Annotated in this window: 13 protein-coding genes and 2 pseudogenes; 4 read left to right on the top strand and 11 right to left on the bottom strand. The window is 58.3% G+C overall.

The genetic code is table 11. The features are described 5' to 3' along the window. Positions 1-66: 66 nt before the first annotated feature. Positions 67-609 (top strand): annotated as a pseudogene (locus tag PQR08_RS30655) (alkaline phosphatase family protein); the annotation flags it as partial. Between the two features lie 329 nt (positions 610-938). Here the strand turns inward: PQR08_RS30655 and PQR08_RS30650 are convergent. Then, on the bottom strand, positions 939-2006 hold the full coding sequence (locus PQR08_RS30650; RefSeq protein WP_250487225.1) for a DUF3616 domain-containing protein: 1068 nt from the start codon (positions 2004-2006) through the stop codon (positions 939-941). Positions 2007-2291: 285 nt separating this feature from the next. Then, positions 2292-2619, bottom strand: a pseudogene (locus PQR08_RS30645) (hypothetical protein); the annotation flags it as partial. A 342-nt stretch (positions 2620-2961) separates the two neighbouring features. Here PQR08_RS30645 and PQR08_RS30640 point away from each other — a divergent pair. Then, a complete protein-coding gene (locus tag PQR08_RS30640) occupies positions 2962-3774 on the top strand; it encodes a hypothetical protein (protein ID WP_250487224.1) in 813 nt (270 codons plus the stop codon). Between the two features lie 195 nt (positions 3775-3969). Here PQR08_RS30640 and PQR08_RS30635 read toward each other — a convergent pair whose 3' ends face one another. Continuing rightward, positions 3970-4308, bottom strand: a complete 339-nt coding sequence (locus PQR08_RS30635; RefSeq protein WP_250487223.1) for a hypothetical protein — start codon at positions 4306-4308, stop codon at positions 3970-3972. 196 nt (positions 4309-4504) lie between these two features. Here PQR08_RS30635 and PQR08_RS30630 point away from each other — a divergent pair, with 196 nt between their 5' ends. Beyond that, positions 4505-4879, top strand: a complete 375-nt coding sequence (locus PQR08_RS30630; protein ID WP_250487222.1) for a hypothetical protein — start codon at positions 4505-4507, stop codon at positions 4877-4879. Positions 4880-4912: 33 nt separating this feature from the next. On the opposite strand, the gene PQR08_RS30625 is transcribed toward PQR08_RS30630, so the two are convergent. The 6 genes from PQR08_RS30625 to PQR08_RS30600 all read right to left on the bottom strand — a co-directional run bounded on the left by PQR08_RS30625 (position 4913) and on the right by PQR08_RS30600 (position 11529). Then, complete coding sequence (locus PQR08_RS30625; RefSeq protein ID WP_250487221.1) at positions 4913-5131, bottom strand: hypothetical protein; 219 nt, start codon at positions 5129-5131, stop codon at positions 4913-4915. 90 nt (positions 5132-5221) lie between these two features. Next, complete coding sequence (locus PQR08_RS30620; RefSeq protein WP_408163390.1) at positions 5222-5947, bottom strand: matrixin family metalloprotease; 726 nt, start codon at positions 5945-5947, stop codon at positions 5222-5224. Between the two features lie 580 nt (positions 5948-6527). After that, positions 6528-6698: an endonuclease gene (locus tag PQR08_RS30615; RefSeq protein WP_250487219.1), complete on the bottom strand. Its 171-nt coding sequence runs from the start codon at positions 6696-6698 to the stop codon at positions 6528-6530. 434 nt (positions 6699-7132) lie between these two features. Further along, entirely contained in the window at positions 7133-7372 is a 240-nt protein-coding gene (locus PQR08_RS30610; protein WP_408163388.1) for a hypothetical protein, read from the bottom strand. A gap of 357 nt (positions 7373-7729) precedes the next feature. Continuing rightward, positions 7730-9682, bottom strand: a complete 1953-nt coding sequence (locus tag PQR08_RS30605; protein WP_250487218.1) for a DNA/RNA non-specific endonuclease — start codon at positions 9680-9682, stop codon at positions 7730-7732. A 599-nt stretch (positions 9683-10281) separates the two neighbouring features. Then, on the bottom strand, positions 10282-11529 hold the full coding sequence (locus tag PQR08_RS30600; RefSeq protein WP_250487217.1) for an NAD(P)/FAD-dependent oxidoreductase: 1248 nt from the start codon (positions 11527-11529) through the stop codon (positions 10282-10284). Positions 11530-11656: 127 nt separating this feature from the next. Between PQR08_RS30600 and PQR08_RS30595 the strand changes: the two genes are divergently transcribed. Then, entirely contained in the window at positions 11657-12397 is a 741-nt protein-coding gene (locus PQR08_RS30595; RefSeq protein ID WP_250487227.1) for a methyltransferase domain-containing protein, read from the top strand. A 51-nt stretch (positions 12398-12448) separates the two neighbouring features. Here PQR08_RS30595 and PQR08_RS30590 read toward each other — a convergent pair whose 3' ends face one another. Both PQR08_RS30590 and PQR08_RS30585 read right to left on the bottom strand, forming a co-directional pair. Beyond that, a complete protein-coding gene (locus PQR08_RS30590; RefSeq protein WP_250487216.1) occupies positions 12449-12883 on the bottom strand; it encodes an excinuclease ABC subunit A in 435 nt (144 codons plus the stop codon). Between the two features lie 25 nt (positions 12884-12908). Continuing rightward, positions 12909-13334 (bottom strand): hypothetical protein, encoded by a 426-nt coding sequence (locus PQR08_RS30585; protein WP_250487215.1) that lies wholly within the window; start codon positions 13332-13334, stop codon positions 12909-12911. Positions 13335-13378: the final 44 nt, after the last annotated feature.

Here is a 13378-nt window from a genome sequence, read left to right as displayed (position 1 = left end):
AAATCCGAAACTTGCTCAGCTCAAGGAACTCGATGCGGGCATCGTCGGTGGTACGATCCGCGATCTCACTATTTCAAGAATCTCGCCCCCGGAACCGCCGCGCGCATGAAGCACCTTCGTGACGGCGGACTGGGCGACGACGAGAGCACGAACCGCTTTCTCGCCGATGCGAGAGCAGGCAAGCTGCCTCCGGTTACGTTCTACAAGCCGCAAGGCAACCTGAACATGCACGCGGGGTATGCGGACGTTGCGTCGGGAGACCGTCATAGCACCCACGCGGTGAAGGCGCTGCGCGAGAGCCCGCAGTGGCGCAACATGGTCGTGATCGTCACGGTCGACGAGAACGGCGGCTGGTGGGACCACGTTGCGCCGCCGAAAGGCGACCGCTGGGGCCCGGGCATGCGCATTCCGGCACTGGTGATTTCGCAATTCTCGAAGAAGGGCTTCGTCGATCACACCATGTACGACACGGGCTCCATCCTGCGCCTCATCACGCGCGTGTTCCGCCTCGAAACGCTCGATGGCGTAAGGCAGCGGGACGACGCGATGCTCGCGCGCGGTCAGGTCCCGCCCGGCGATCTGAGTCATGCACTGGCGTTCACGTCCTAGAAGCGTTTCGTTGACGCAGTACGGAGAACGCATCAAGGCCGATGCGCCACTCGCTCCGATTGCCCGTTCGACGATCTGAGTTCATCGATGCGCGACGGACTCACGGAAGGCGACGCGGGCTGATTGATCTCACTGAGTGAGGCAGCCGAACAGATGGTCGACGGATCGGTTTTTCAGCATCAGCACGATGACGTGATCGAACCGCAGCGCCTTCTGTTGCCCGTCCTTCTTCGCGCCCGATGAAGCCGCATTTTACGACTCACGATGTTTTCCTGTTTCGCCCGTGCCGTTCACTCCGTCCGATTCTTCGACTTGTCACACGAGGCGCGTCACGGCAGATCGAAGAGATCGGCCGTGTAATGCACACCGCCATTCAGGCGCTCGTCGCTCGGGCTGTCGTAGACCACGATCAATTGTTCACGCCCGGCTCGCTTGAACAGCGCAATACCTTCGGCGTGATCTCGTCCTTCCTGAGTGGCTATGCCGAAGAGAAACTTGACTGAAGCCCCGTCCACGACGCCGTCCGCAATACTCTTGAGCGCATTCGTCCATCGATACACGCGGATCGGGCCATCGAGTTTCATGGTCGGACCGGCCAGCACGAGAAGATCGCCACCTTGCACGCAGAGATCACGAATGCCCAGGCCCGCGAGATCCAGCAGGAAATGGCGATACGGCTGCCTTCCGTCGCTTGACTTCAGTACGACATCCTTGTCTCTCTCGATATCCAATTGCAGCACGCTGGCGAGTCCACGAATGACCGGCCCGCGCAACCCGAGGAAGAGCCGGTTCTGTCCCACCGCCAGGCCTTCGATGTCGAAACCGTTCTCCTTCGATGGAATCGCCATGAACGGTTTGAGCGCGGGATTGCCTTCAAGAAGAGTGTAAAGGGTGCTTGAGTTCTGATCAAACTTGACCGCCGACCAGCTTTCCGCAACCGGTTCGGTATGCGGCCCGGCTTCCGGCCCGAGCTTCACCGAACCGAGAACATAGCGGTTTTCCTGCCGATCGAGCTTGCCGAGCGCGCGCAATGCCGCATCGGCCGGCGCTTCGTCAATCGCTTCCCAGTCCTTTCGGCGCAAGCTATGCGATCCGACGAACCAGAGGCGAAAGCTTTCGACGTCCCAGGACAAGGCTTCGAGATCCATCTCCTGCTTGAGCTTGTGCATCAGCGGCGGGAAATGCTCGCCCAGCTCAAAACCTTTTTGATCGACATAGTCGGCGTCTCCCCGTGGCATCAGGCGAACGAGCGAGCGCGATTCGTCGCCGGCGAGCCAGAGCGCGTCATCGACTTGTTCGATCGCGGACAAGCTGGTGGATAGCTTCTTGACGCTTGCGTCGGACAGCTGAAGACGGATCGTCGACGCGGCCGTTGCGTTATCGAAGGAATGCGGCATATGGAACTCCTGCATACAAGACGCGCGAGAGATGCGCGATTGAAAGCGAAATCGAGTTTTATGCGTTTTGGTTATCTAAGTATTATTTTAACGATTTCTTCGGATGGACTCGCCTGTTCCTGGCGGCGGCGCATTCGCCCCCAGAACTATCGATTCAGTGTAGTCAGGCGCCAGCAAAACGAAAGGTCTCTTGCTAAATGTAATGAGCGCCATCGCACATAAGCCTGAACGCTGCGGCACGAAAGTTGAACGGAGCGCTCAAGCCATTAAAGAAGACGGCCCCGAAGCCGCTGGAAGCGCCTCCCCCGCCGCCCGCTGGATCTGCCTGGCGAGCTCGGCGACTTGGGCTCGTTCCTGTTCGTTCACCCGAATCACATATGCCGCAAGCAACTGACCGAGGGTACCAACCGGCATGCGTACCTTGCTGCCGCGCTTACGTTTATAGCTGTCATAGTTCACGCGGGCGCCGCTCTCACAAGACTGGCCTGGCCTGCCGACCCTGCGGGACACGCATTATCGAACGCACGTCGCCGACCGTCGGCGTCAGATAAGGAACCACGAAACTCCACTCTTCGTCGGATACATCGGCCGGATAGAGTCTTCGCGTTACCATCGTTTTTTTGTTTCTTATTTGATATCCTAATTATAGTATCGGTCAAAGTCATAACACGCTCTTCTGTGGGGATCCGAAAGTCAAGGTTAGAGTATCGTCCCACAAGGAGATTGACGATGCCCTGTTCGCTCAGCCGGCGGTGCAGCGAGAAGCCGTCGCGTACTGTTTCCATCGTGCGCACGTCCATATCCGTAGCAGGCTTCCAAGACGCATTGTGCAGACACTCCTTGACGCGATGTCGCGAGCGTGTGTGGCCAGGCGCACAGAAGCGCGCAACGATCCGTGAAATGCCACGAGCGAACGTCTATCTTGCGTCTTACACGTGAATGAACGAGGTGCGACATGCCCGACGTTCCCTCCGATCAGATGATCAAGAAAGCTCTTTCCATCACCGGGCGTTTCGAAGACTCGGACAACCCGTTTGGCGCTGTTTCGGGCAACTTCGACGGCATGGGCATCTCGCTCGGCGTGTTGCAATGGAATATCGGTTCGAATTCACTGCAGCCGTTGCTTCGGGACACGCCTGAGCCGACGATCAAGCGCCTGTGTCCAAAGTGCGGCGCAGATCTCCTCGAGGCGGCCAAGCAGCCCGCCGCAAAAGGCCTCGACATCGTTAGGGCATGGCAACCCGGTGGCATATTGCCGCCCGCCTACAAGAAAGAACTGCGGGCCTTGGCCGAGAGCAACGATTTCGTCGAACAGCAGATACGCGCTGCGAACGAGGTGGCCGGTCGCGCCAATCGAAAGTGCGTCGAATGGTGTGGTGTCTGGAAGATAGACCCCGACATCCACGCGTTTTGCTGGTTCTTCGATGTCTATACGCAGAACGGCGGTGTCAGTTCACTCACGGCCATGCAGGTGAAGGAATTCCAAAAAAAGTCTTCGAATCTCGACATGGTGATTCAATGGCTGCAAAGCCGCGCCAAGACCGAGTCAGGCTATCGGGATGCTAATCGCAACGCGGGTATCTGGTCCCCAAAAGCCATGCCAATGAACGTCACGCTGCTTTTCGCGGCATCGTACCTGCGTTCGCAACTGTCGCGTGTGCAATGGCGGGTCGATGCCATGAACCGCAAAGGCACCCTGGCTATCGGTCATGGATGGGTTCACGGTACGGAGTGGACCATCGATTTCAATGCGCCGCCACCGGATTGAGATCGACGGTCGATTGGCATGACTACCTTCCGTCCTGCAAAAAATCCCCCGAAAACAGCAGGTGCATTTCGGATGGCTCCGTCAAGTTGTTGCCGCTCGGGCGCCTACGGCCCTAGTCTGGGACGCTCGGGTCGCAGCCCATCTTTAGGGCGGATCTGTTCGCGCTTCCCGACTCAATGGAGGGTGTACGACCGCTCATTTCGTAATCGGAATCGGGCCGAGATATTCCGGCAACAGGCGCAGCAAACTTTCGCGCACGTTTAGGCCCGACGGAAACATGTATTCGATCAATTCCTCGAACGTGCCCGCGTGATCCACCTTGTCTTCCTCGTCTTTCGACGCCGCCGCGATCCGCTGCATGGTCATCAGATACGCCTGGCAGCCGACGAGCGATGCAGGCGCCGTAACGGCCATTGGAAGCGGTGCAAAGTCGGATCCGCCCCCGGTCGCAATATACGTGGCGACCAGCGCGCCGCCGTCGTGCGCACCTTCTGTGAGGATCGCACTGCTTACGGGATTGAAGACGAGAAGCATGTGGAAGCATGGTTTGTCTCAGTCACGCGCGCTCAGTTCGGGCATCGGCGCCTAGGCGGCCGCGCGTAAGGTCAGTGTCTTACCGCTTTCCGAAAGGGTAAAGCTCTCGGCATTTCCCATGCTTTCTTTGCCGAGAGAGCCGATAAATGTGAGCCATGTCGGCTCTGTGTAGTCGCTCATCCAGACTTCACGAACGATGGGCACGCCCGCGGGATCGGCATGGTTGTCCCGCGTCTCGAAAGTCAGCGTCCGAGCGGCTGATGAGCAAATGCGCGTCGAGTTCGGATGTTGGCGTTTCGAAGCAAGAAAGCCGGGCAACCGCGCGCCACGGCAAGCGGCCACCTGCCACATACTTGGTCAACACCTGCATGCGCAGAACCACGGGCACCTCGCCGTGGTCGTCGGCTATCCCGGCGAAGCGCCGGGCAATACGTTCGTGCCGATCGCGTACGCGGGGAGCATCGACGGCCCCAAAGTGCAGATCCACGCCGCGCGCCTTAGTGGCACCTTCAAGGCCGTCCTGGTGCAGGAATCGAAGGTTTCATGCTTCCCGAAGATCCCGACTCAGTGACCAGACGCGCGGCGTGCGGGCGCCGCGGCGGCGTCATTCTACGAGCGTCACGCGCGAACCGAGCCCTCTGGCAATCTGCACGAGGAGAGGAGGCGGAACGGCGGTCGCGTTACGTATCGTCAGATTACCGGACTGATGCAGCCACAGGCGGCAAACGCCCTCCAGCTTCAATGGCGGCGTTGTCGCCGCATCGATGGACAGGTTGGCGCCGGCAGCGGCGAGTTCGTCGAGTATGGCTGGATTTATGGGCATGGCAGCCTCTCACTAAAGTGCAAACGACGAAAAGAGACGTGCAGATGAATGGCTCCACCTTTCGCAAAGCGCTTATTCTTACGCCGTAAGTTAATGATATGGGCGAACGAATTTGATCGGCGTGCCATTGATGCTCAAAAGTTCTCCTTTCCAGGCTGCCTTATAGAGCGAACTCAAGTCGTTCTGATCGGCATCTGTCAATTCGCTGTTCTTTCCGTAATTCATGATAGTAAAAGGCTTGTGCTCCCCATAAATCACTGCGGGCCATTGTGTTTCGTTTTCGGGAGCGAAGAAATGCCGTAATCCAAACACATGGCCGATTTCATGCGTGAGCGTGTCCACCTGCTCTTTTCGGCTCTGCGTGAACATGGTCGGAAATACGAATAGCTGATGGCGACCCGCGTCCGGGAAGAAGGCCTGGGCCAGCGTGCATCCCAAGCGATTACAACTTTCGTGTTCCTCCAGGACGATTTCGAAATCGGAGTTATCGTCGTTTTCGGCGAATCGGATCGGAGCGGCCGCGCCCCACGCTGTAATCGCCGATGAAAGCAATTCACGAACTGTATTCGCTAACTTCTCGGACTCTTCGAAGTGGGCAAGCGACGTTGCATTGAACTTCCATCTGAGGACGAGGTTCTCAGCCCAAAGCGGGATAAATCCCTCTGTCGCGTCAAGCACGATTTCAAGACGGGATCGCCGGCGAGCTCTATACTCTGTCGAGCAAATTATCCGTGGCGACACGAGATGCACGAGCGGATCGATTTCGCGAGCGATATCGTCCGGTGACCTGCGCTTCGTCGAACTTGCATCGTTCATGGTATTCATCCTCTATTGAGAAGGCGGCGAATATCGTCTGGGCGCCGAGACGAAGTCTTCATCGTCGCGAGTGTGAAACCGTGCTTGGTTGCGGGTGAGTTCTGGCCGGATGATTTCGATTTGGAACAGCCCAAATCGGAGCACGAACTTCGATGCGGAACCTTGCGCGCAAACGTTTTCGTTACTTAAGCTAGCACGTGTGGCTGCAACTAAAGGAAGAACCGTTTTGCTAACGTGTGGTAGCGCACCAAAGCTTTCTTATTCATTACATTCCATTAGCGGGCGATAAAAAGATCGCGCTAGAAACCGCGAAACTTGTCACGGAATTTTGTTGATCCCTAAACATGTGGGAAACGCGTACCGCAAAGCCGCTACCAATTAGCAAAATTTGTCTGAGTAACTGCGGGAAATAATCAGAGGTATCGCGTGAAAAGCGTCCGCGCGATCTTTTTCGATTTGGGCGATACGCTCAGCACGAATGGCGAGCGGATCGCAGACGTCCTGCAGATGGACATGATCGGATAACAAGCGCTTGCCGCGTTCGCACGCGTCGCACGAGGTCGCGATGCGCTCTCCAGTGCTATCGAAGGCCGTTGATGAACGCGATCTTGTCGGCCCAGCCAGGGAAATCGATCAGCGGATTGCGGTTTCGCCGCGCCTCGAAGATTGCCTGATTCCGATGCCGTTCGTATTCGGTCACGGCGTTGCCGGCATGCCATCTCGGCAACGTCTCGATCCGTTCTTCCGTCATCTTGCTTTTGCCGAGATCGATGTGCCCGGGCTAGCGCATCAGAAAATACAACGTGGCTCTCGCGACTGCGCCATTTCCGGAAGCCGGTTCGAACTGATTATCCTCCTGCTGACCACGTGCATCCATCGTCCTCTCCTGAGGCGGAAAGTTGAAGTAAGCATGATTGCCGCGAACGTATTGCATTTCGGCTCGCATGCGAATAGTGGTGCATTTCGCCGGCGCATCGGTTCCTGTCGCAGAACAACGATTGCGGTACGGAGTGCTCGCAGTCGTAGGGAACGGACTCTTCCAGCAAGGCATAGATCGTCATTTCCGATACGCTGCGAAACGCTTCACTGCTGCGAAAAGACGCCCGCAGCGCTTCACGCCTGGCTTCGATCGCGAATGCCTTCTCGATGAACGCGCTCGCCTCGAACGTTTGACCGCAGTAGATGTCACTTGGTATGGGTATGCCACTCCACCCGCTCGCGAATGTAGTCCTCGAGCGCATCCATAGACTTCTTATCCAAGCTGAGAGCGCGCGCCTTCTCCAGGATTTGCAGATCGGCAAGTAGCCGCGCCCCACTCCGAGATGTCTGGCGCCGAGACAGAAAGAAGTTGGCACCGGAGGTCAATAGTCCACCTGTAAGTGCAGATGCCGCTGCGATGACAGCGATTAGGATAGCCGAATCCATTCTGATACTCCTCAAGATCGCTTGTGTACCAAGTCGGCTGTCAAGCAACTCGTGGAAGCTCGGGGCAAAGAGCGGACGCCTAACAGCCGACGCAAGAGGTCCCTTTGACTGAGAGGCACACGTCCACCTTTTAGGTAGCATCGAGCCGCCGATCTCCCTCTCCTTGCTGCAAGGAGGGGGTCATTGACCGGCCGGCGCCGGCAGTCGCGAAGCCATGCTGATAAATGGCGCCTACCAGAGGGATCAGCACGCTCCCTGCGTCGATGGAGAGATTCGCCCCCGCCGCAGCGACTTCCTCGATAACGGTTGAGTGAACCGGCATCCACGCCCCACATGCGAATACGCGCGTCGTTCGAGTCACGAAATGAAGTTGCTGCCCTCGATCAGAATGGCTTGTGTGCTCATGCTTTCGGGAAACTGCGTGTCGATCTGATGAAGCTCTCTTGCGAAACGCAGCCCGGTCATCTGTTCGATTCTTCCGAGCGGAACCTGATACCAGCGAAACTCGTCCAGTTCGAGCGCTTCCGGCTTGAGCGTCTTGAGCAGGTCGTCCTGTGTCAGCACGTAAGCGCGGGCCTTGTTCGAGCCGTCCGCGTCATCCGTGAAGAAAACTGCCTTCCAGAATTGCCGTGGGATCTTCACGCCACGATAAGGAAGATCCTCGTCGGAAAGCACGGGGCCGCCCATCAGACTGACACGCAGCTTGCGCAAAACAACGTCATCCAATACGGCGTTTTCAAGCAGCCCCCACTTACCGTTCAACATCGACTGATTGAACGCACGATGCTGCGGCGTCATATTGGTGAAGAAGAAACTATCCTCGTTCGCCTGCCGGGCTTCCTCCATGCTTCCCCATACCAGGTCGTCCCTTCTTGCGAGGTGCCCCCGGTCGATGTCATTGCTGTTGTAAAGCTCGTCGCCGACTTGAAATTCGTCAAGTCCGTCGCGCTCGTCCTTAACGAACTTCAGCCCCTTTCTGTTGAGACTTTTCTTTGCATCGCCATCGATGTTCCAGGCGCTGCAAAGCGGCAGCTTTCTCGATCCCGAAAGCCACACTGTGAAGTGACAGTACTCGATCGAATCCTGGCCTCGCAGACCCTTCAGATCCTTGCCGACTTTGCTCTGAAACGTGGGCTTTGGTACGGGAAAATCCAAAAAATCGGATCTGAATCCCATGCGCAACGAAGCGTCCGTCTGCCGCTGTTCGGCACTCAGCGCCTGTGCGGCGGGCACCTCCGGAAGAGGCTCGATCTCCAGCTTTTGAAACACTGTTTGCGCATAGCAGGCCAGAGCGAACTCGCCGTCCGACCCGTCCGCCTCCCCGCCGAAGTGCAGTCCAAGCATCGTGTCCGTCACGTCGCCTGTCTTCGGATCGACGGCCATCCACACAGACCCGGAATCGCCGCCCTTAGAGATCTCGTTGTCCGCAACGGGATGATCGGGCGATGGTTCCAGTTCGAATCCGTTGATCGTCTTTTCTCCGACACCCTCATAGGGCATCTTGAACAGCGCCTCGATACGCGTGACCGTGGCGTAGGTGATGCCGGTAGTTCGCCCGCTCTTGACGACCAGATCGCCGATTTCCGGTTTGCCGATGCGCGCGACCGACGCGTGGAGTTCGAGCAGTTTCAGATCGATCTCCCGATTCTCTATGGAAGCCACCGCACAATCGCCCGCGATGCCGAGGTGACTTCTCACCAGCTTGCCGACGACATTTTGAGCGATGCGGTCATCGTCGAACGGACCGGGCTGAACAATGGTGTCGCCGGGCGCCCCCAAAGCCCCACAGAGTACGTGCCAATTGCTCAGGATGAGCGGCTTACCCGAGGAGGTGTCTCGAACGATGGCGCCAATCGTTCCGGCGGTCGACCGGAAGTGCCCGATGCTGAGTCCGCCGCAGACGACGTCCTGCCTGACCTTCCTCACTGGCTTGGCCTGTAGCTCCACCACCTGAAACGCCGGCACGTAGCTGCGTTGCAGAACATCGATCGGAATCTGGCGCCCTTCGAATTCGATCGCTTCCGGCAAGGGCGGGATCGCGTTCGCGACGAGCGCTTCGGGGGACATCTTCTGTTCGACCGTAACCTGCAGCGACGGGACGTTCGTGGTCTTGCCACCGACCTGCTTCATTCCAATGCCGACGCTTGTCACGTTAGGCCGCTTTAGCAGCGCCTCCCCTTCGGCGCGTATCAATCGCTTGATACTTTCGACCTCGTCGTTAAGCGGCTTCGCAAGCGCTCCCTTCGATCCCTTTGGAGCAGAGCGGCTTTTCTTGGCCGCAGCCCTGGGAACAGATGTTTTCTTCGCCATGCGCATCTCCCTCTCGCCTTATCACCTAGCGCTTGTCCACAGCGGGGCGCCTGCCATCAATGAAAGGTGAAAATGGAGCGAATGTAAACCTCGAGTCTAGGCGTCACACGCAGCTCTTAGCCCCACAGGCCTTGGTGACCCTGCTCAAGCGCGATTGCAGTGCGAATTACAATGCGAATGTGACCATCGCGTTAACACGTACGTGTCGCCAGCTTGAATGTCATTATGCTTACGTCTATAAATCATTTTGGATCTCGAACCAAGGCGGAGACTTTACTTTATCTCATATGAACAAATAGCCGGGTTGAGCCGATCGCGTTCCGCAGTGCGGCAGGCCGGCCGAATGTGGTGACGGCATGCGTTGAGTCGCGCACCACAGCGGAGTCCATCATGCGGACTCACACGCCCAGCGGGCTACCGGACGTTTTCGATATCTTTGGCAGCCTCTATGTTCTGAACGGCCTCGCATAAGATCGATCACGATAGCCAGTGGGCGTTCGCCGAGTAGGTGAGACCTCAGGCACTCCGATCGATGGTATGAGGGACTGGCCACGTCATCGAAGCGCCGCCAACTCGACTTTCAAGGCACGTCGCTCACGTCACCCACGTCGCCCACACATTTCGTGCAACGTATTCAACCGCCGAACCGGCTCGACGACATAAGGATTCGTCTCATCCCACGCGTACCCGGCAAGCACGGCGCTGATCATTCGACGTATCGTCGGCGCCTGCTCACGCGCGAAGATGATGTCCTGAAGCTTCCCCGTATACCAGTTCTCGACGAACGCACGAAACGTATCGATACCCTTGCGCAGCGGCATGTCGTATTGCGTCTGCCAGTCGACGGCCTCGCCGTTCAACTGACGCTCCAGCGTTTCAACAGCGAGATGCGCGGATCGCAACGCGATCGTCACGCCCGAAGAAAACACGGGATCCAGAAACTCTCCTGCATTGCCGAGCAACGCGTAACCCGGACCATGCAGCCGCTCGACGTTCGCCGAGTATCCACCGATATGCCGCACCGGCATCAAGAAAGGCGCATCGCCGATCAGCCGGTTCAGCGTCGGCTCGCTGCGAATCAACGAACGCAACTTCGCTTCGCGCTCCGCTTCGGGCGCATCGAGAAACGGCGCTTCGGCGACACATCCGACGGACGAGCGTCCGTTCGCCAACGGAATCATCCAGTACCAGATATCGCGATGCTCGGGATGCACGGCGACCGTGATCTTGTTGCGATCGTGCGCACCGATGGGAATGTCGTCGCGCACGTGAGTGAAGATCGCGGCGCGCGTGGGCATGCGCGTAGGCGCTTCGAGGTTCAGAAGACGTGGCAGCACGCGGCCGAAACCGCTTGCATCGAGCACGAAACGCGCATGTACCTGATATCGCGTACCCGCCTCGTCGGTGACTTCGAGCGCGGGTGCGTCGCCCGTTCTCATTTCGAGAACCGTATGGCCGAAACGCACTTCGGCGCCCTCCTTCGCCGCGCGACGAATCAACAGATCGTCGAACACGGCACGCTCGACCTGGAATGTCGTGCCCCAGCCGTCGGAATGCTTGTCGCGAAAATCGTAAGCGGACACCTGATCGCGATGGACGAAGTGCGCGCCGTTCTTGTACTGAAAGCCGGCTTCCACGACGTCCTGCAACATACCCGCCTCTTCGAGATACGCCATGCTTTGCGGCAGCAGACTTTCGCCGATCGAAAAGCGCGGAAAGTGTTGCCGCTCCAGCACCAGCACCGAACGTCCGGCCTTTCGGAGCAACGCCGCGGCGACCGCACCTGAAGGCCCGGCTCCGATGATGGCGACATCGACGGAGGTATTCATCCAACATTCATTGTTCATCGTTAATTCCCATGCAGGTGCCTGCGAAGCAAAGGGCAAATACGACGCTTGCGCGACGGATCAGCGATTACAATCGAGCCACCCAAGTGCCAAAGATTCGACTACTATTTCTTTACCGGATTTAATTGTGCAGAATACCGAAACATCCAGCGTGCCCTTCGTTTCTGAAACTGCGTTCGGCGTCTGGTTCCTGCGCACGCATACGTGGGAACACCACGTACTGCGCGTCGCCATCAACGACCTCAAAGGCCTGATCGACGGCCCGCTGCCCGTTCGTCCCACGATCGTCGATGTCGGCTGCGGGCAAGGGGTTTCGTTTCGACTGCTGGCGAAAGCGTTTGCGCCGCAGCGTATCGTCGGCATCGACTTCCACGAACCATCGCTCGCGCTCGCCGCGAATGCCGCGCTCGCCTGCGAAAACGATTCTGACATCGCCGCGACGCGCATCGAAGTGTTGCACGGCGACTGTGCGGATTTGCCGCTAGGCGACGCCAGCGCGGATATCGTCTTCTGTCACCAGACGTTCCATCACCTCGTCGAACAGGAACGCGCGCTCGCCGAGTTCCGCCGCGTGCTCAAGCCCGGCGGCTTGCTGCTGTTCGCCGAATCCACGGATGCGTACATCAAGTCGTGGGTCATCCGCCTGCTGTTCCGTCATCCAATGCAAGTGCAAAAGAGCGCGGACGGGTATCTCGAGATGATCCGCAACGGTGGCTTCAGCTTCGAACCCCGCAACGTGTCGCTGCCCTACCTGTGGTGGAGCCGTGCAAAAGACTTCGGACTGCTGGAGCGCATCGGTCTCTATGCCCCGAAGCCGGGCAAGCGGCGCGAGACGCTCGTGAACGTTGCGGCCGTCAAGACCATCTGACAGCGAAACGCGGCGCGCCTTCGAACAAGCGCGCCGCACGTCCTTTGCGCGTTACTTCTTCAGCGTCACCACTTCGCCCTTCAGCGCTACGCCCGCAACCACTGCACCCGCGCCGCACGTGAACTCCGTCGCGCTTTCGCGCTCGACGTTCCGGTAGTTGCTCTTGATGTTGATGACCGCATTGCCGCCTTCCTTGCGCACGCGGTCCTGCAGCGCCATTACCGCCGACAAGAACACGTGCTGACACGCGGTTTCATCGCTCTTGCCGAACGAGTTGGTCTTCTTGTTCGTCGCGAACTCGCCGAACGATTTCACAACGCCCGGATGTGCTTGTCCCGCGAAATAGAGCGCAATGTCCTGATCGACCTTGCCGCCTTCGCTCGTCAGCGCGGATTCGACGGAATAGTTCGTGACCGAATCGCGCGCGAACGCGTGCGACGGCAGCATGCACGCGAGCAGCGCCGCGCAGATCATCTGATGCTTCATGATGTTGTTCCTCAAGCTGGCGTGTTTATTGCGCGTCGAACTGCACGAGGTCGCCGCGCACGGCTATCGTCGAACCGTTGTTGCTCGACCCGCACGCAAACTCCTTCGATGACGACGTTTCCGTGTGCTGGAAGCGCGTCGTCACGTTGACGACAGCGTTCGCCTGATGAGCGCCCGCATAGTCGCGCAACTGCTGCAACGCCTTGCCCAGCGCGATGTTGCACGTCGCTTCCTGACCGGTCATCTCGCGCGAGACACGCGCGCGCACTTCCTTGGTCTCGATCAACTTCTTCACGTTCGGATGTGCCTCGTCGCCGAAATACAGCGGCACGCCCTGCTTGCTTTGCGCCTGCACTTCGGCGGGCATCGGCAGCGAGCGGACCTGCGTCGTGCATCCGGCTTGCGAAATCACGATGCCGGCTGCCATCGTCAGGAAGATCTTCGTTCTCATTCTTGTGGTCACTCTTGGTTGCTTTTGAATCACGCCCGTCGTTG

Origin of the sequence: Caballeronia jiangsuensis (assembly GCF_046030135.1) — a bacterium.
Taxonomy (GTDB): domain Bacteria; phylum Pseudomonadota; class Gammaproteobacteria; order Burkholderiales; family Burkholderiaceae; genus Caballeronia; species Caballeronia jiangsuensis.
This window is presented reverse-complemented; position numbering and strand designations above follow the sequence as displayed.